At 36.3% G+C, this 16,933-nt stretch carries 19 protein-coding genes and 2 pseudogenes; 14 read left to right on the top strand and 7 right to left on the bottom strand.

What is annotated here, in order from left to right:
- The first annotated feature begins 168 nt into the window (after positions 1-168).
- The 4 genes from pdhA (at position 169) to lpdA (ending at position 5,066) form a co-directional block, all read left to right on the top strand.
- Positions 169-1,284 (top strand): pyruvate dehydrogenase E1 component subunit alpha, encoded by a 1,116-nt coding sequence (gene pdhA, locus FS802_RS15690; RefSeq protein WP_000536893.1) that lies wholly within the window; start codon positions 169-171, stop codon positions 1,282-1,284.
- A 3-nt stretch (positions 1,285-1,287) separates the two neighbouring features.
- A complete protein-coding gene (gene pdhB / locus FS802_RS15685) occupies positions 1,288-2,265 on the top strand; it encodes a pyruvate dehydrogenase complex E1 component subunit beta (RefSeq protein WP_000068162.1) in 978 nt (325 codons plus the stop codon).
- Between the two features lie 93 nt (positions 2,266-2,358).
- Positions 2,359-3,648, top strand: coding sequence for a pyruvate dehydrogenase complex dihydrolipoyllysine-residue acetyltransferase (gene pdhC, locus FS802_RS15680; protein WP_000863412.1), 1,290 nt, complete (start codon positions 2,359-2,361; stop codon positions 3,646-3,648).
- Positions 3,649-3,653: 5 nt separating this feature from the next.
- Entirely contained in the window at positions 3,654-5,066 is a 1,413-nt protein-coding gene (lpdA, locus tag FS802_RS15675) for a dihydrolipoyl dehydrogenase (RefSeq protein ID WP_061678278.1), read from the top strand.
- Between the two features lie 95 nt (positions 5,067-5,161).
- Here the strand turns inward: lpdA and FS802_RS15670 are convergent.
- Both FS802_RS15670 and FS802_RS15665 read right to left on the bottom strand, forming a co-directional pair.
- Positions 5,162-5,818: pseudogene (locus tag FS802_RS15670) on the bottom strand (DHHW family protein); the annotation flags it as partial.
- Between the two features lie 29 nt (positions 5,819-5,847).
- Positions 5,848-7,240 (bottom strand): annotated as a pseudogene (locus FS802_RS15665) (MBOAT family O-acyltransferase).
- 246 nt (positions 7,241-7,486) lie between these two features.
- Here FS802_RS15665 and FS802_RS15660 point away from each other — a divergent pair.
- The gene (locus FS802_RS15660) at positions 7,487-7,714 is read left to right on the top strand and encodes a hypothetical protein (protein ID WP_000705129.1); all 228 of its coding nucleotides are present in this window, start codon (positions 7,487-7,489) and stop codon (positions 7,712-7,714) included.
- Position 7,715: 1 nt separating this feature from the next.
- Here the strand turns inward: FS802_RS15660 and FS802_RS15655 are convergent, their stop codons facing one another.
- Positions 7,716-8,108 (bottom strand): DUF1885 family protein, encoded by a 393-nt coding sequence (locus tag FS802_RS15655; protein WP_001163318.1) that lies wholly within the window; start codon positions 8,106-8,108, stop codon positions 7,716-7,718.
- 127 nt (positions 8,109-8,235) lie between these two features.
- Here FS802_RS15655 and FS802_RS15650 point away from each other — a divergent pair, with 127 nt between their 5' ends.
- The 4 genes from FS802_RS15650 to FS802_RS15635 all read left to right on the top strand — a co-directional run bounded on the left by FS802_RS15650 (position 8,236) and on the right by FS802_RS15635 (position 9,217).
- The gene (locus tag FS802_RS15650; RefSeq protein WP_033656384.1) at positions 8,236-8,532 is read left to right on the top strand and encodes a DUF3055 domain-containing protein; all 297 of its coding nucleotides are present in this window, start codon (positions 8,236-8,238) and stop codon (positions 8,530-8,532) included.
- 194 nt (positions 8,533-8,726) lie between these two features.
- Complete coding sequence (locus FS802_RS15645) at positions 8,727-8,855, top strand: GapA-binding peptide SR1P (protein ID WP_000536778.1); 129 nt, start codon at positions 8,727-8,729, stop codon at positions 8,853-8,855.
- A gap of 59 nt (positions 8,856-8,914) precedes the next feature.
- On the top strand, positions 8,915-9,043 hold the full coding sequence (locus FS802_RS15640) for a GapA-binding peptide SR1P (RefSeq protein ID WP_000536801.1): 129 nt from the start codon (positions 8,915-8,917) through the stop codon (positions 9,041-9,043).
- Positions 9,044-9,088: 45 nt separating this feature from the next.
- A complete protein-coding gene (locus FS802_RS15635) occupies positions 9,089-9,217 on the top strand; it encodes a GapA-binding peptide SR1P (protein WP_000536796.1) in 129 nt (42 codons plus the stop codon).
- 40 nt (positions 9,218-9,257) lie between these two features.
- On the opposite strand, the gene FS802_RS15630 is transcribed toward FS802_RS15635, so the two are convergent.
- A complete protein-coding gene (locus tag FS802_RS15630) occupies positions 9,258-10,088 on the bottom strand; it encodes a protein-glutamine gamma-glutamyltransferase (protein ID WP_098653347.1) in 831 nt (276 codons plus the stop codon).
- 75 nt (positions 10,089-10,163) lie between these two features.
- Positions 10,164-11,636: an arginine decarboxylase gene (gene speA / locus FS802_RS15625; RefSeq protein ID WP_000084901.1), complete on the bottom strand. Its 1,473-nt coding sequence runs from the start codon at positions 11,634-11,636 to the stop codon at positions 10,164-10,166.
- 367 nt (positions 11,637-12,003) lie between these two features.
- Between speA and FS802_RS15620 the strand changes: the two genes are divergently transcribed.
- The gene (locus tag FS802_RS15620; RefSeq protein ID WP_000456565.1) at positions 12,004-12,273 is read left to right on the top strand and encodes a UPF0223 family protein; all 270 of its coding nucleotides are present in this window, start codon (positions 12,004-12,006) and stop codon (positions 12,271-12,273) included.
- 80 nt (positions 12,274-12,353) lie between these two features.
- On the opposite strand, the gene FS802_RS15615 is transcribed toward FS802_RS15620, so the two are convergent.
- Positions 12,354-12,980, bottom strand: a complete 627-nt coding sequence (locus FS802_RS15615) for a YktB family protein (protein ID WP_000175087.1) — start codon at positions 12,978-12,980, stop codon at positions 12,354-12,356.
- A 206-nt stretch (positions 12,981-13,186) separates the two neighbouring features.
- Between FS802_RS15615 and FS802_RS15610 the strand changes: the two genes are divergently transcribed.
- Positions 13,187-13,375 (top strand): hypothetical protein, encoded by a 189-nt coding sequence (locus FS802_RS15610; protein ID WP_001250166.1) that lies wholly within the window; start codon positions 13,187-13,189, stop codon positions 13,373-13,375.
- Positions 13,376-13,463: 88 nt separating this feature from the next.
- The gene (locus FS802_RS15605) at positions 13,464-14,255 is read left to right on the top strand and encodes an inositol monophosphatase family protein (protein ID WP_098653348.1); all 792 of its coding nucleotides are present in this window, start codon (positions 13,464-13,466) and stop codon (positions 14,253-14,255) included.
- Positions 14,256-14,302: 47 nt separating this feature from the next.
- Here the strand turns inward: FS802_RS15605 and FS802_RS31095 are convergent, their stop codons facing one another.
- Complete coding sequence (locus FS802_RS31095; protein ID WP_048563222.1) at positions 14,303-14,479, bottom strand: DUF5325 family protein; 177 nt, start codon at positions 14,477-14,479, stop codon at positions 14,303-14,305.
- 140 nt (positions 14,480-14,619) lie between these two features.
- Between FS802_RS31095 and typA the strand changes: the two genes are divergently transcribed.
- Both typA and FS802_RS15595 read left to right on the top strand, forming a co-directional pair.
- The gene (gene typA, locus FS802_RS15600; protein WP_000914755.1) at positions 14,620-16,464 is read left to right on the top strand and encodes a translational GTPase TypA; all 1,845 of its coding nucleotides are present in this window, start codon (positions 14,620-14,622) and stop codon (positions 16,462-16,464) included.
- A 156-nt stretch (positions 16,465-16,620) separates the two neighbouring features.
- Complete coding sequence (locus FS802_RS15595) at positions 16,621-16,923, top strand: YlaH-like family protein (RefSeq protein ID WP_098653349.1); 303 nt, start codon at positions 16,621-16,623, stop codon at positions 16,921-16,923.
- Positions 16,924-16,933 lie beyond the last annotated feature (10 nt).

Below are 16,933 nucleotides of genomic sequence, written 5' to 3'. Positions count from 1 at the left end.
ATTGTATTAATATGTTTCTGAAAAAACATTAGTACAGATTGTTAGGTACACAAAATTATTCTCAACCGACAGATAAATTTGTTGGTTTACATTGTTGCGTTTTCAGTCTAGCTAATAGATAGTGAAAGCGTTTCAGAATATGGTTCAAGAGAGGAAGAGGTGAACGGAATGGGTACTAAAACAAAAAAGACCCTATTTAATGTTGATGAGCAAATGAAAGCTATCGCAGCTCAATTTGAGACATTACAAATTTTAAATGAAAAAGGCGAAGTTGTGAATGAAGCAGCTATGCCTGAATTATCTGATGATCAATTAAAAGAATTAATGCGCCGTATGGTGTATACTCGCGTACTAGATCAACGTTCTATTTCTTTAAACCGTCAAGGACGTTTAGGTTTCTACGCACCAACAGCTGGACAAGAGGCTTCTCAATTAGCAAGTCATTTCGCACTTGAAGCAGAAGATTTCATCTTACCAGGATATCGTGATGTGCCACAATTAGTATGGCACGGTTTACCATTATACCAAGCATTCTTATTCTCTCGTGGACATTTCATGGGTAACCAAATGCCTGAGAATGTAAATGCACTTGCTCCACAAATCATTATCGGTGCGCAAATCATCCAAACTGCTGGTGTTGCGTTAGGTATGAAACTACGTGGTAAAAAATCTGTTGCAATTACTTACACTGGTGACGGTGGTGCTTCACAAGGTGACTTCTACGAAGGTATGAACTTTGCGGGTGCATTCAAAGCTCCAGCAATCTTCGTTGTACAAAACAACCGTTATGCAATCTCTACTCCAGTAGAAAAGCAATCTGCAGCTAAAACTGTAGCACAAAAAGCAGTAGCAGCAGGTATTTACGGAATTCAAGTAGACGGTATGGATCCATTAGCTGTATACGCAGCAACTGCTTTCGCTCGTGAGCGTGCAGTAAACGGCGAAGGCCCTACTTTAATCGAGACTTTAACATTCCGTTACGGTCCACATACAATGGCTGGTGATGACCCAACTCGTTACCGTACAAAAGATATCGAGAACGAATGGGAACAAAAAGATCCAATCGTACGCTTCCGTGCATTCTTAGAAAACAAAGGCCTATGGTCTCAAGAAGTTGAAGAGAAAGTAATCGAAGAAGCAAAAGAAGATATCAAACAAGCAATTGCTAAGGCTGACCAAGCTCCAAAACAAAAAGTTACTGATTTAATGGAAATCATGTACGAAAAAATGCCTTACAACTTAGCTGAACAATATGAAATTTACAAAGAAAAGGAGTCGAAGTAAGCCATGGCTCAAATGACAATGATTCAAGCAATCACTGATGCTTTACGCGTTGAAATGAAAAATGACCCTAACGTACTTGTGTTTGGTGAAGACGTTGGTGTAAACGGCGGTGTATTCCGTGCTACTGAAGGTTTACAAGCTGAATTCGGTGAAGATCGTGTAATGGATACTCCACTTGCAGAGTCTGGTATTGGTGGACTTGCAGTTGGACTTGCATTAGAAGGCTTCCGTCCAGTTCCAGAAATCCAATTCTTCGGTTTCATTTATGAAGTAATGGATTCAGTTTCTGGTCAATTAGCTCGTATGCGTTACCGTTCTGGTGGACGTTGGACTGCTCCAGTAACAATTCGTTCTCCATTCGGTGGCGGTGTTCATACTCCTGAACTACATGCTGATAGCTTAGAAGGATTAGTGGCTCAACAACCTGGTCTAAAAGTTGTTATTCCATCTACTCCATACGATGCAAAAGGTCTTTTAATCTCTGCGATTCGTGACAACGATCCAGTTATCTACTTAGAGCATATGAAATTGTACCGTTCATTCCGTCAAGATGTACCAGAAGGCGATTACACAATTGATTTAGGTAAAGCTGATATTAAACGTGAAGGTACAGATGTATCTGTTATCGCTTACGGTGCTATGGTTCATGCTGCATTAAAAGCTGCTGAAGAACTTGAAAAAGAAGGTATCTCTTTAGAGGTAGTTGACTTACGTACAGTTCAACCATTAGATATCGAAACAATCATCGCTTCTGTTGAAAAAACAGGCCGCGTAGTTGTAGTTCAAGAAGCACAAAAACAAGCTGGTATTGCAGCTAACGTTGTAGCGGAAATTAACGACCGTGCAATCTTAAACTTAGAAGCTCCAGTTGTACGTGTTGCAGCTGCTGATACAGTATTCCCATTCTCTCAAGCTGAGAGCGTATGGTTACCAAACCATAAAGATATTGTTGAAGCTGTTAACAAAGTAATGAACTTCTAATTTTTAGCTTTTCATGTGCAAAAGAAATCAGCACATGCTGGTTTCTTTTGTACATATTCCATAATAATGAAATGAATCAGGGGGCTGAATTCCGTGGCATTTGAATTTAAACTACCAGATATCGGTGAAGGTATCCACGAAGGTGAAATCGTAAAATGGTTTATTAAACCAGGCGATGAAGTAAACGAAGACGATGTACTTCTTGAAGTACAAAATGATAAAGCAGTAGTAGAAATCCCTTCTCCTGTTAAAGGTAAAGTACTTGAAGTACTTGTAGAAGAAGGAACAGTTGCAATTGTAGGAGATACATTAATTAAATTTGATGCTCCTGGATACGAAAACCTTAAATTTAAAGGTGACGATCATGATGCAGCTCCAAAAGCTGAAGAAGCAGCAGTAGAAGCTCCAGCAGCGGAAGCTACTCCAGCAGCAACTGCAGAAGTAGTAAATGAGCGCGTAATCGCTATGCCATCTGTTCGTAAATATGCTCGTGAAAACGGCGTAGACATTCATAAAGTAGCTGGTTCTGGTAAGAACGGCCGTATCGTAAAAGCTGACATCGATGCATTTGCAAATGGTGGACAAGCAGTAGCAGCAACTGAGGCTCCAGCAGCAGTAGAAGCTACTCCAGCAGCAGCGAAAGAAGAAGCACCAAAAGCACAACCAATCCCAGCTGGTGAATATCCAGAAACTCGTGAGAAAATGAGTGGTATCCGTAAAGCGATTGCTAAAGCAATGGTTAACTCTAAGCATACAGCTCCTCACGTAACATTAATGGATGAAGTAGATGTAACAGAACTTGTTGCTCACCGTAAGAAGTTCAAAGCTGTTGCAGCTGACAAAGGTATTAAATTAACTTACCTTCCATACGTTGTTAAAGCTTTAACATCTGCATTACGTGAATACCCAATGTTAAACACTTCTTTAGATGATGCTTCTCAAGAAGTAGTTCATAAACATTACTTCAACATCGGTATCGCAGCTGATACAGACAAAGGTCTATTAGTACCAGTTGTTAAAGATACAGATCGCAAGTCTATCTTCACTATTTCTAACGAGATCAATGATCTTGCTGGTAAAGCACGTGATGGTCGTTTAGCTCCGGCTGAAATGAAAGGTGCTTCTTGCACAATTACAAACATTGGTTCTGCAGGTGGACAATGGTTCACTCCAGTTATCAATCACCCAGAAGTAGCAATCCTTGGTATCGGCCGTATCGCTGAGAAGCCAGTTGTGAAAAACGGTGAAATCGTTGCAGCTCCAGTATTAGCATTATCTCTAAGCTTTGACCATCGTTTAATTGACGGCGCAACTGCTCAAAAAGCATTAAACCAAATTAAACGTCTATTGAATGACCCACAATTATTAGTAATGGAGGCGTAATAACAATGGTAGTAGGAGATTTCCCAATTGAATTAGATACAGTCGTTGTTGGTGCAGGTCCTGGTGGATACGTTGCGGCAATTCGTGCAGCACAATTAGGTCAAAAGGTAGCAATTATCGAAAAAGCTAACCTTGGTGGCGTATGCTTAAACGTTGGATGTATTCCTTCAAAAGCGTTAATCAATGCAGGTCATCGTTATGAGAATGCAATGCATTCTGATGACATGGGTATTACTGCAGAGAACGTGAAAGTTGACTTTACAAAAGTTCAAGAATGGAAAAACGGCGTAGTTAAGAAATTAACTGGCGGTGTTGAAGGCCTTCTTAAAGGTAACAAAGTTGAAATCATTCGCGGTGAAGCTTACTTCGTAGATGCTAACACATTACGCGTAATGACTGAAGATGCAGCACAAACGTATACGTTTAAAAATGCTGTTCTTGCAACTGGTTCTACACCAATCGAAATTCCAGGATTCAAATACTCTAAACGTGTTATCAACTCTACAGGTGCTTTAAGCTTACCTGAAATTCCTAAAAAACTTGTTGTAATCGGCGGCGGTTACATCGGTATGGAATTAGGAACTGCATATGCTAACTTCGGTACAGAAGTTACTGTAGTAGAAGCTGGCGACGAAATCTTAGCTGGTTTCGAAAAAGCTATGAGCTCTGTTGTTAAACGTGCTCTTCAAAAGAAAGGTAACGTAAATATCCATACAAAAGCTATGGCTAAAGGCGTTGAAGAAACAGAAACTGGCGTAAAAGTTAGCTTTGAAGTTAAAGGTGAAATCCAAACTGTAGAAGCAGATTACGTATTAGTAACTGTAGGTCGTCGTCCAAACACTCAAGAAATCGGTCTTGAGCAAGTTGGAGTTAAAATGACTGACCGCGGCATCATCGAAATCGATGAGCAATGTCGTACAAACGTACCAAACATCTATGCAATCGGTGATATCGTTCCTGGACCACCATTAGCTCACAAAGCTTCTTACGAAGGTAAAGTAGCTGTTGAAGCAATTAGTGGCCATGCATCAGCAATCGATTACATCGGAATTCCTGCAGTATGCTTCACTGATCCAGAATTAGCATCTGTTGGTTACACTAAGAAACAAGCTGAAGAAGCAGGAATGACAGTAGCTGTATCTAAGTTCCCATTCGCTGCTAACGGTCGTGCATTATCATTAAACAGCACTGACGGTTTCCTACAACTTGTAACACGTAAAGAAGATGGTCTTCTTGTAGGTGCTCAAGTTGCAGGTGCAGGCGCTTCTGATATTATCTCTGAGATTGGTTTAGCTATCGAAGCTGGAATGACAGCAGAAGATATCGCTCAAACAATCCACGCTCACCCAACATTAGGTGAGATCACAATGGAAGCAGCTGAAGTTGCTCTTGGAATGCCAATTCACATTGTAAAATAATTATAAAAAAACGTCTTCTAAATTTAGAAGACGTTTTTTTCATGCGTTATATGCATAGAAAAAAAGAGGTGAATTTTTTTGATTCACCTCTTTTTTTATTCTTTATTTTCAAATTGATACATTTCTTTATTTGTACTAGTGTCATTATAAAGGAATAACACGATATCAGCATTTAGTTTTTTGAGTTCTTGTTTTACATTTTTGCTTGCCGCAAATCGTGGATCAATAAATGTTGTTTGTTCAAACTCTTGTGCAAATAAAGGATAAGTTGCATCTGCATAAGAATCTTTAATAATGACAGCATGTAGTTTGGTTTTTGCATCTGGATTTAAAATATTTATCTGTGCATAGTCTGTTTGGTAAACGGAACTATAGTCTGGTGAAAGCTTATTTTTGTCCACTGCAAAGAATTCCTTCATCGGCATTTTCATCGATTCTTCTGATTTTGGACCGAGATATACAGTATAATTATCCCACATATTTGGGTTTTGCTTTAATTGTACATATGGGATTGTTTCAGGTGTTTCTATTAAATTATACAGTTGTTTATTCCAACTACCGATAAATTGTTCATTCGGTTTTTCTGTAGTTATTTTATAATCATCTCGATTAACAGCATTACCTTTAAATATTTTAGATTCATTAGCAATGTGCTTCATTGTTTGCTCGTATGCATAAAATGCACCTTTCATATTCCAATGATGATCGGTCTTAAAGTATAGATCTTCTAATTGTTCATGAGTAAATTCCTTTAGTGAAATTTTCCATAGTTAGCCCTCCTTTAGAAGCGGAAGTAAATAAATGGATTGTAAGTTGCATTCGTTAAATACATCATAGTTATGATTAAGACACTCAAGTAATAAAGTGGAGATAAAATGACTACCTTTTTATTTGCTAATTGATTCTTGATCCAAGAGAAAAATGGAGCTGATGTAATAATAGCAAGTATAAAGATTCCCCAATAATTCATCACATAGAAATAACTCGTAATGTCAGTCAACGATCCATTTAATCCGAACATTGCTAGTAAAAATTTAGAACAGTAGCTAAAATTATCAGCGTGGAAGAACACCCAACCAATAATTACTAAAAACATAACGTATACGTGTTGAATCGGCCAACATAATTTTTGTAATAATCTTTCGAAACTAGCCTTTTCTAAAGCAATTAAACATCCGTAATAAATACCCCAAATCATAAATGTCCACTAGCTCCATGCCAAAATCCGGTTAACGCCCATACAATGAAGAGATTACGATAGATTTTCCAAGTGGATACGAGATTCCCACTTAATGGAATATAAACATAATCACGGAACCAAGAACGAAGTGAAATGTGCCAACGACGCCAAAATTCAGAGATGGATTTTAAAATATATGGGTAATTGAAATTTTCTAAGAAATCAAATCCGAACATTTTTCCTAATCCAATTGCCATATCACTGTAACCTGAAAAATCGAAAAAAATTTGTAATGCGTAAGCGTTTGCACCAATCCAAGCGGTAGATACGCTCATTGTTGCTGGATCCATCGCAAATATTTCATCGGCAATAGCTTCTAATTGATTCGCAATTAAAACCTTCTTTCCTAATCCAATGATAAAATGACGAATTCCTTCTGAAAACTTATCAGCAGTAACTGTTCTAACATGTAATTGAAAAGCGATTGTATTATATCGAACAATGGGTCCTGCTACTAATTGTGGGAAAATAGTAAAGTATAGTGCAAGGTCAAATAGATTTCGCTGAGCTTCTACTTTTTTCTTATAAATGTCAATAATATAACTCATTGCATAGAAAGTGAAAAATGAAATCCCAATTGGTAAGGGGATTTTTTCTAGTACAATGTTTGTATGAAAAATGCCATTTATATTATCTACTAAGAAATTAGCGTATTTAAAATATCCGAGTATAGCAGTATTGACAACGATTGCTATAGTCAGAATAACTTTTCTATTTGTACTAGACAGTCGGTCTTTATTAAGCCATATTTCGAACCAATAGTTGATGAAAATAGAAAAAAGCATTAGGAAGACATATATTAGTTCTCTCCAAGCATAAAATAATAAACTAAATAATAGAAGAACTATGTTTTGTAATTCTTTCCGTACTGAGTAGTACACGAAAAGAATTGCAGATAAAAAAGGCATAAGAAAAACAAATTGCTAAATACCATGTATCATTAAATCCTTTCTATCTTTTCTCTTTAAGGAGTATGCCATGCGATAAATGAATAATCTATCTTATAGGAGATATGAGAGAATTTATTGTTAAAAACGAGGAATATTCGCATTAGAATAGTTGGAGAATTTGAAAAAGAAAAATACAACGATGAATTAGGTGGGATTTGGAAAAGTCTACCTTCAAAATGTTAAGAGGGAAGAGCTGAAGCATATAATAGGAAGAAAAAGGAGGTAACGCTATGAAAATTACACTAGCTTCATTTTTTCATCTAGTTTTATGGAGTGGATTTTCAGCAGTGTTATTATTGTCAAGTCGTGATAAACTTCATTATAAAATTTTTCTCTTTCTTATATTTTTGTACTTAGCGTATGTAATAGCGTATGTCATACTAAGTGCAAGGAGAAAAGCGATGCTTCTTACTTGCACAAATAGTATGATCTTTCTAATCATTTATTTTTGTTTTTAAATTAACGTTTATAGAAATACATTGTTCTTCCATTAAATAATTGTAATTCTCCTTCTAATTTCTTCGCTAGAAAACGGCAAAATTCATTTGCTTTTCCTTTATCACCGAATGTTGCATTAGGTGGTAAAGAAATCTGAATAAAAGATTGTTCCTTTTCTATACCAACACCAACATATATGGAGTCATATCGATCGTGAGTAGCTTGTAGTTTTAATGTTGTTGCTGATGTATCTAAAATTTCATAAGGAAAAGCGGTATTTGTATAAGCGTAATTAATTTGAACACCAGTTTTGGAAGTAACTGTTTTATAGTACTGAAAAAGTTGTTTTATATCATCTGTTGAAACAGTTTGTTGATTGGATTTAGGTACAAGCGTAATAAAGGCATGTTGCATATAAGTTCCTCCTAACTTAGTAGAATACTATCATTCTACATCCTACTGAATTTTTTGACAATTAAAAGGAGTATTCCTTTTTTTGTTTAATATACTAATGAAAGGTGATGTAGAAAGGTGGAAACCGATGTTTGAAAAATTGTATGATGAGCATGAAAGTGTGAAGGTACGATTTTTGGGGTTTATGACACATGATACTCGTTATGATTTTGGTGTTATTTATACAAATATGTTTTTTGGAAAGCCGCTCATTGTTTGCATGCAAACAGGAAGGTCTACTTTACTTGGAAGAGATGATGTAGAGAATGTGCAACATATACAGGAAGTTTTTAAATTGGGGTCAGAAGAGGAAGCAGCAGAGTTAGCTCAGTTTTTTAAATTTTTAGTCCCATCTACTTCTTTGCATGCGGAATATGAAGAATAATTAATGTAAAACAGTCGTACGTATAAATATGGCTGTTTTTTTGTTTGAATATCGCATACTAATTTAAATTAAAAATATTTAATGTGTTATACTAAAAACCTATTGACGTAAAAAGTATAACATATTAAAATAAAGACAGAAAGTTAAGCGGTTACAAAAGTTTTTGGGATTATAAACTTAGGGGGAAATGAAAAATGGGAACGATCGTATGTCAAGATTGTGAAGGTACAATTGCACACTTCGAGGATGAGAAAGTAACGGTACTTTACGGGAAATGTGGATCTTGCGGATGTGATCACACAGAGCATACAAAAGCCCAATAATTGATAGGAAATGGACAGCTAAAAGTTTTTAGGACCATAAACTTAGGGGGAAATGAAAAATGGGAACAATCGTATGCCAAGTATGTGAAGGAACAATCGGTCATTTTGAAGATGAAAAAACGACAGTGCTTTACGGAAAATGTGGTACAAATTGTGACTGTGCTAATAGAGACAAGGCGAAAGCTTAATTATAAATAAGTAGATTATTATTAAAACTCAGGGGGAAATGAAAAATGGGAACAATCGTATGCCAAGTATGTGAAGGAACAATCGGACATTTTGAAGATGAAAAATCAACAGTACTATACGGAAAATGTGGATCTCATTGCGAATGTGACCATAAAGAACATACAAAAGCTTAAATAAGAAGAAGCGCCTACATATACATATGTAGGCGCTTTTTTAATAAATTGTAGTTGTATGGCCAACTGTTGCAACGATTGCATCATCTCTAATCGGAATAAAGCCTATCGATGTCTGTGGAGTGCTAGGAGAGGCGTAGTGGCTCATGAGACGGCTATCGATACGGGTAATAGTATCGGTCAAGAAAGCTGAAATAAAAGCGTAAGGGACTCGTCGTTCATTTAATGAGTATATAATTTCCTCTTTTGTTTTTACACCTACGCCATGTCCGTAAAAAAAGAAATTTCCTAGATAGATTGTATTTTCTCCTTGCCACTCGATCGTAGCTGGATTCACTTGTGGATTTTTAAAATAAACGAGATCACCTGGAACAAGATCGCCACCCGTTTTTGTTATGAGCTTTAAATCTTGATCGTAGTCCCACGTATAAAGTAAAAGGTTTGCAAAGAGACGGTTGAAAGTTTCTTCCTCATATAATGATAGTAAAGCTTTGTAAAAAATAATGATCATAGCGGTGGCGCATTCAGTTCCATATAGTTTTCCGTTTTTGAAAATATCTTGTATGGCAATGGAAGGGGGTATGTTTGGTAGTAGCTCGAATCCTCCAAGTGACGTTCTTTTCCAATACTGGGGGTTGCAAAAGGATTGTTGAAATGTGCGAAACTGAAATCCACTTTGAAAAAGTTCTAATGCAGAAGTAATAATATTCACTCGCAAATTTAGATCAAAGCTGAGTTCATCAGATGTTCGGAAGGAATAAATTTCTTGATTTCCTGCCATTATCGATAAAATTTGTTGTTTCTCAGTTGCAAATGGCTCATATTCATTTGTGATATAAGGATGTACAATAGAACGGCCTATTACAATCATAATCGTATCCCCACCTATACGTTACATTACTTAATATCGTATGGGAAAAGAGAAAAAGGGTGAAAGAAAAGCCTATCAACTGATAGGCTTGTACTCTTTAATCACACGTAATGTTTGTAATGTCATATCTTCAGGACCTTGTACAGGTAAACCCGCTTCTAAGTTTTTACGAATATACTCTAAGTTATCTTGTGTAATAATTTCCCCCGGAGTAAAGATTGGAATCCCTGGCGGATAAACCATAACGAAATCAGCTATAATACGACCTGCTGCATTTTCAAACGGAATGACTTCTGTTTCCGAATAAAAAGCATCTCGAGGAGAAAGTGCTAGCACTGGTATTTCTGGAATTTCTACTTGTATTTGAACACCTTTATCGGCTTTATTTCTAAATGTTGCTGCTAAATCTTGTAATGCTGCAATAAGTGTATTTGTCTCACTTTCTGTATCCCCAAAAGTGACAAGACATAGTATGTTGTATAAATCCGAGAGTTCTACTTCAATGTTATATTGCTCTCTAAGCCATACTTCAGCCTGATGGCCTGTAATACCTAAATCTTTTACAGATACAATTATCTTTGTAGGATCGTAGTTAAAAGTAGCATCTGTACCTAGCATTTCTTTCCCAGGACAGTAAAGATCCTCAACAGCATTAATAGCATCACGAACTTGTTCCGCTAATTGTATTGTTTGTTCTATGAGTGCTGTTCCTTCTGTAGCAAGACGTTTTCTAGCAACATCTAGGGATGCTAACAAGATGTAAGAAGTTGATGTAGTCGTAAGCATGCTAATAATAGATTGAACATGTTTAACGTTCACAAGGCCTTCCTTCACGTTAAGAATAGAACTTTGCGTTAAAGATCCTCCTAATTTGTGAACACTTGTTGCTGCCATATCTGCACCGGCTTGCATCGCTGACATCGGCAATTCATCGTGAAAATGAATATGAACACCATGAGCCTCATCAACTAGTACAGGGATATCATAAGAATGCGCTAATTGGACAATCTGTTCTAAGTCCGCAGCAAAGCCAAAGTATGTTGGATTAATAACAAGTAAGCCTTTCGCATCTGAATGCTCTTCAAGTGCCTTTTTGACAGATTGAATTGTGATTCCGTGTGAAATACCAAGTTTTGGATCGATTTCAGGATGCATGAAAATCGGTTTTGCACCTGAGAAAATAATAGCTGACATTACTGATTTATGCACGTTTCGTGGCACTAGGATTTTGTCACCAGGACCGCACACGCTCATCACCATTGTCATTATTGCACCACTTGTACCTTGAATAGAAAAGAAAGTATGATCTGCACCAAATGCAGCGGCTGCTAAATCTTGTGCTTCTTTAATCATACCTTTTGGATGATGTAAATCATCGAGCGGCGCAATATTAATTAAATCAATTGCTAATGCATTATGCCCAATAAATTCGCGAAATGTAGGATCCATGCCCTGACCTTTTTTGTGACCAGGAATATGGAATTGAATTGGATTTCGCTTACTGTGCTCAACTAAAGCGGTAAACAATGGTGTTTCGTATTGGGACAATCTATACACCCCTTCTTTTTCATAATATTTATTAGAGTTTGTTTTATATAATCTTGTTCTAAAAAAGTTAAGTGCTTTTTAGAATGAGACTTGTTTTTCTGCCAATCACAAAAGCATTTTTGAGATGGTAGGTTCACTTTATTTTCTATAAAACAAAAGCATTATATCACCAATAATTATAGATGTATAGAAAAAAATATTTTTACAGTGAGTATGTTAAATAGTTATTTCCAATTAACTTATAGAGGAAGACAATTCCATCACAATGAATAAATAGTGTATAATGCAAAGTGGCTATAGTGAAGAAGAAAAAAATCCCTTTAAGATAGCATATTGAAATAAGAAGAAATGATAAATGAGGTGCGAAATGGAATATCAATATCCGTTAGATTATGATTGGTCAAATGAGGAAATGGTTGTAATTGTGAAGTTTTATGAAGCAATTGAGAAAGCATACGAAAAAGGAATTATAAGAGAAGAATTAATGGGATTATATCGTCGTTTTAAAGAGATTGTTCCATCTAAAGCAGAAGAGAAGAAAATTGATAAAGAGTTTCAAGAAGTAAGTGGATATTCTATATACCGTGCGATTCAAAGGGCGAAAGAAACTGAAGAACAAAAGCTTGTGAAAATGTAAAAATATTTTGAAAAATGAAAACTGAAGTGATATAATGTGATAACAACTAAAAACGGACAATATAAATTGTCCGTTTTCTACTATCGATTACAAAGTGCATATAAAGGAAGGAGTGATTGCATCGTAGATTCAATCTTAGCAAGGAATTGTTCGTTGGTCATTGCTGAAAACTCCTCTGGTGATATATGAATACCAACTAATAATTCTGCTTTTTTCACAGTAGCTAGACGTTCAATCATCTTTTGTAAGTCTTCTGTTTCAAGTGTTTTATGTAATTTTACACTTGGTTTAGTATGGTCAATGGACCAAACGAAGTCATTTGGAATATTTGTTTTTAAATCATTTAAATGTTCTAAGAAGGCGTGAGCCGTCTCCACTTTTTGTGGACACTCATAGATTAAACCAAAGTATATGAAGGCATGAGTACCCCATAATCCAATTTGGAAATGTGGCAGCATTTTATAACCGCGTTTATTTGTTGAAAAAGCAACCCAAGTATCGTTTGGTGGATTGACTTTGCGGCGTGCATGTTTTGCTACATGATAAAAAAAGTTCTCATCAGTTTGTTTGGATAAATACGTTGCAAACTGTTCCCCTAAAGCTTCCAGCTTAGGATGAATGTTCGTTTTAATTGCACTCATTCGTTCTTCGAGACCATCAACTGTAAAGACCTCAAAATCAGTTGACTTGAATGTTTGTAGTGTCATGATTGTTCCTCCAACTCCTATTTTGCTTTTATTTTAGCATAGCTTGTACTATTCATAAAAAAAACAGCACAAAAAAAATTAAATAAAAAAATATAATTTTGTTGCATAGATGATTTATCCAACATAGTATAGTATAAAACAAAAAATCAGAAAATTGAATCAATTCCAGTCCGAGGGCAGACGAATATTGGGAGGAGGCAAATAATATGAGACAGGTGATTAATGCGTTAAAGAGAACAGATGCTGAAAAGAGAATACCGGTGCTACGTTTGGAGCTAGATTATGAATTAGCAACTTTATATGATGCGATGATGGAGAATGATAAACTGAAAAAAGAAGAGTGTGTACAAAAGTTAGAAGTGTTAAGACTTGAAATGATTCGTTTAGAAGCGTAATAATAGTATATGTATAAAAAATTAGTTGGTGCGAACCTTATAAAGGGTTCGTTTTTTCTGTGAACAGTATAGATCGGAGTGTTTAAACATGCAAGAAGTATGGAAAGACATCGATGCACACGCCAAACAGTGGATTCGAGATGCAGGAGAGTTTTTAATGGCATCAATGGAAAAAGCACTTATTATAGAAACGAAATCCAATGCAGCTGATTTAGTAACAAATATGGACCGAGAAATAGAACAGTTTTTAATTGGGAAAATTAAAGAAACATTCCCGAACCATAATATTTTAGGAGAAGAAGGTTATGGAGATGAGGTAACTTCTTCTGATGGGGTTGTTTGGTTAATTGATCCAATTGATGGCACGATGAACTTTGTTCATCAAAAAAGAAATTTTGCAATTTCAATTGGAATTTATGAGAACGGTATCGGAAAGGTTGGACTCATTTATGACCCAGTTCATGATGAATTATACCATGCGGTAAAGGGAGCCGGAGCATTTTGTAATGAAGTACCAATACCTTTATTGGAAAAAGGAACTGTAGAGCAAGGTATTGTAGCTTTAAATGCGATATGGCTTACCGACAATTCATTGCTTAATAAGGAAAGTATGATGGCACTGGTTAAGAAAGCAAGAGGCACGAGATCATATGGCTGTGCAGCGTTAGAGATGGTATACGTTGCAACAGGAAGAATAGATGCATATGTAACGCCGAGATTATCACCATGGGATTTTGGTGGGGGACAGATAATTGTAGAGGAAGTTGGAGGCAAGGTGACAACATTTTCTGGATCACCGCTTTCTATCGTAGAGAAGAGCAGCGTATTAGTTGCAAAACCAGGAGTGTATGAAGAGGTGTTACGATTTATAGCGGAGTAACAAAAAAAGTAAGAGGCTGTATAAGCGCTTCTTACTTTTTGACGTTATTACGATTTACGCATTTTTCTTTTTGTTACAAAACCGTATCCAACTGTAACAAATGTGCCGATAATGCAAATAATAATACCGATGGGACTATTTTCAGCAACCATAATACCGATACCGATTAAGAAAATAACACCGATAATTGCAGTTAATAAAAAGCGATATTGAATGTGTTCCATTTCTTCACCCTCCAATCTCATTTTACTTTCACAAAAGTAAGAATACAACTATATTTTCATTCTTGATTTTATTTTGATTGCCATTGTATCCCCTTCGCTCTTATAATAGAGAAGGATTAAAAAGACATTAGGAGTTGGACATGTTGAAAAAACGACAAGATTTACGAAATATAGCAATTATTGCCCACGTTGACCATGGTAAAACAACACTTGTTGACCAGTTATTACGTCAAGCGGGGACGTTCCGTGCGAATGAACATATTGAAGAACGCGCAATGGACTCAAACGATCTAGAAAGAGAACGTGGTATTACAATTTTAGCGAAGAATACTGCGATTCACTATGAAGATAAAAGAATTAACATTTTAGATACACCTGGTCACGCTGACTTCGGTGGAGAAGTAGAACGTATCATGAAAATGGTTGATGGTGTTCTACTTGTTGTTGATGCATATGAAGGTTGTATGCCACAAACACGATTTGTTTTAAAGAAAGCTCTTGAGCAAAATTTAACTCCAATCGTTGTTGTAAACAAAATTGACCGTGACTTCGCTCGCCCTGATGAAGTAGTTGATGAAGTAGTTGACTTATTCATCGAACTTGGTGCAAACGAAGATCAATTAGAGTTCCCAGTTGTATTTGCATCAGCAATGAACGGAACAGCAAGCTTAGATTCAAATCCAGCAAATCAAGAAGAGAATATGAAATCATTGTTTGACACAATTATTGAACATATTCCAGCACCAGTTGATAACAGCGAAGAGCCACTTCAATTCCAAGTAGCACTTCTTGATTACAATGACTATGTTGGTCGTATCGGGGTTGGACGCGTATTCCGTGGTACAATGAAAGTAGGACAACAAGTTGCATTAATGAAAGTTGATGGAACTGTAAAACAATTCCGTGTAACGAAATTATTTGGTTACATTGGATTAAAACGTCAAGAAATTGAAGAAGCAAAAGCTGGAGATTTAGTAGCTGTTTCAGGTATGGAAGACATTAACGTAGGTGAAACGGTATGTCCGGTTGAGCATGAAGAGGCTTTACCATTATTACGTATTGATGAGCCAACACTACAAATGACATTCCTTGTAAATAACAGCCCATTTGCAGGTCGTGAAGGTAAATTCATTACATCTCGTAAAATTGAAGAGCGCCTTCGTTCACAATTAGAAACAGATGTAAGTTTACGTGTAGATAATACAGATTCTCCTGATGCGTGGATCGTATCTGGACGCGGGGAATTACATTTATCTATCCTAATTGAAAACATGCGTCGTGAAGGTTATGAACTACAAGTATCTAAGCCTGAAGTAATTATTAAAGAAGTTGATGGCGTAAGATGTGAGCCTGTAGAGCGCGTGCAAATCGATGTACCTGAAGAATACACTGGTTCTATTATGGAATCTATGGGTGCACGTAAAGGTGAAATGTTAGATATGGTGAATAACGGAAACGGTCAAGTTCGCCTTACTTTCATGGTTCCAGCACGTGGTTTAATTGGTTACACAACAGAATTCTTAACATTAACTCGTGGTTACGGTATTTTAAACCATACATTCGATTGCTACCAACCAGTACACGCTGGACAAGTTGGTGGACGTCGCCAAGGTGTTCTAGTTTCACTTGAAACAGGAAAAGCATCACAATACGGTATTATGCAAGTTGAAGACCGTGGTGTAATCTTCGTTGAACCAGGTACAGAAGTATATGCTGGTATGATTGTTGGAGAACACACTCGTGAGAATGACTTAACAGTTAACGTTGTAAAAATGAAACAACAAACTAATATTCGTTCTGCGACGAAAGATCAAACTTCAACAATGAAAAAACCACGCTTAATGACTTTAGAAGAGTCATTAGAGTACTTAAACGATGACGAGTTCTGTGAAGTAACTCCAGAATCAATTCGTCTACGTAAAAAGATTCTTGATAAGAGCGAGCGCGAAAGAGCTGCTAAGAAAAAGAAATCTGTAGAAGCGTAAAATAATAGAACAGCTACCTTTGAGGGGTAGCTGTTTTTTTATTGTATTTATTTTTGGAATATTTACTCTTTTTTGTGGACAGTATTTTTTTTGCAGGTTACTCTTGTATTAAGTACATAAATAAAATTTGTTTTTTGTGAGAAAGGGGGATGAATGATGTTAGAAAGAATGTCGTTTTTTGCGAAATTATGTAAAGTTGATGAAAATCCAGAACTAGGGATGTGGTTGCTATATGGCATCATTATTATATTAAGTGCACTTGTGTATAATTTAGGTTTTGCAAGAAAACTATCAATAATAAAAAATATAGTGATATATGTATCGTTAGCGATTGGGTGTACAGTTTTAACTTTCTTTGCAGTTTTTTTACCTGTTGGAGAGGGCCTTGTTGTAGCGGCAATTGTACTTGGGATTTATAGGTTGCGTTTACGTCAAGCAAGACAACAAAATGCTGGGTGAGGGGGCGAAT

The sequence above is a fragment of the Bacillus sp. DE0042 genome, assembly GCF_007680225.1.
Classification (GTDB): domain Bacteria; phylum Bacillota; class Bacilli; order Bacillales; family Bacillaceae_G; genus Bacillus_A; species Bacillus_A wiedmannii.
This window is presented reverse-complemented; position numbering and strand designations above follow the sequence as displayed.

Excerpts from the sequence above, each read along its gene's own strand:
- pdhA (WP_000536893.1), top strand. The coding sequence starts at position 169 with ATGGGTACTAAAACAAAAAAGACCCTATTTAATGTTGATGAGCAAATG.
- pdhB (WP_000068162.1), top strand. The coding sequence starts at position 1,288 with ATGGCTCAAATGACAATGATTCAAGCAATCACTGATGCTTTACGCGTT.
- lpdA (WP_061678278.1), top strand. The coding sequence starts at position 3,654 with ATGGTAGTAGGAGATTTCCCAATTGAATTAGATACAGTCGTTGTTGGT.
- FS802_RS15660 (WP_000705129.1), top strand. The coding sequence starts at position 7,487 with ATGAAAATTACACTAGCTTCATTTTTTCATCTAGTTTTATGGAGTGGA.
- FS802_RS15655 (WP_001163318.1), bottom strand. The coding sequence starts at position 8,108 with ATGCAACATGCCTTTATTACGCTTGTACCTAAATCCAATCAACAAACT.
- FS802_RS15650 (WP_033656384.1), top strand. The coding sequence starts at position 8,236 with ATGTTTGAAAAATTGTATGATGAGCATGAAAGTGTGAAGGTACGATTT.
- FS802_RS15645 (WP_000536778.1), top strand. The coding sequence starts at position 8,727 with ATGGGAACGATCGTATGTCAAGATTGTGAAGGTACAATTGCACACTTC.
- FS802_RS15640 (WP_000536801.1), top strand. The coding sequence starts at position 8,915 with ATGGGAACAATCGTATGCCAAGTATGTGAAGGAACAATCGGTCATTTT.
- FS802_RS15635 (WP_000536796.1), top strand. The coding sequence starts at position 9,089 with ATGGGAACAATCGTATGCCAAGTATGTGAAGGAACAATCGGACATTTT.
- FS802_RS15630 (WP_098653347.1), bottom strand. The coding sequence starts at position 10,088 with ATGATTGTAATAGGCCGTTCTATTGTACATCCTTATATCACAAATGAA.
- FS802_RS15620 (WP_000456565.1), top strand. The coding sequence starts at position 12,004 with ATGGAATATCAATATCCGTTAGATTATGATTGGTCAAATGAGGAAATG.
- FS802_RS15615 (WP_000175087.1), bottom strand. The coding sequence starts at position 12,980 with ATGACACTACAAACATTCAAGTCAACTGATTTTGAGGTCTTTACAGTT.
- FS802_RS15610 (WP_001250166.1), top strand. The coding sequence starts at position 13,187 with ATGAGACAGGTGATTAATGCGTTAAAGAGAACAGATGCTGAAAAGAGA.
- FS802_RS15605 (WP_098653348.1), top strand. The coding sequence starts at position 13,464 with ATGCAAGAAGTATGGAAAGACATCGATGCACACGCCAAACAGTGGATT.
- FS802_RS31095 (WP_048563222.1), bottom strand. The coding sequence starts at position 14,479 with ATGGAACACATTCAATATCGCTTTTTATTAACTGCAATTATCGGTGTT.
- typA (WP_000914755.1), top strand. The coding sequence starts at position 14,620 with ATGTTGAAAAAACGACAAGATTTACGAAATATAGCAATTATTGCCCAC.
- FS802_RS15595 (WP_098653349.1), top strand. The coding sequence starts at position 16,621 with ATGTTAGAAAGAATGTCGTTTTTTGCGAAATTATGTAAAGTTGATGAA.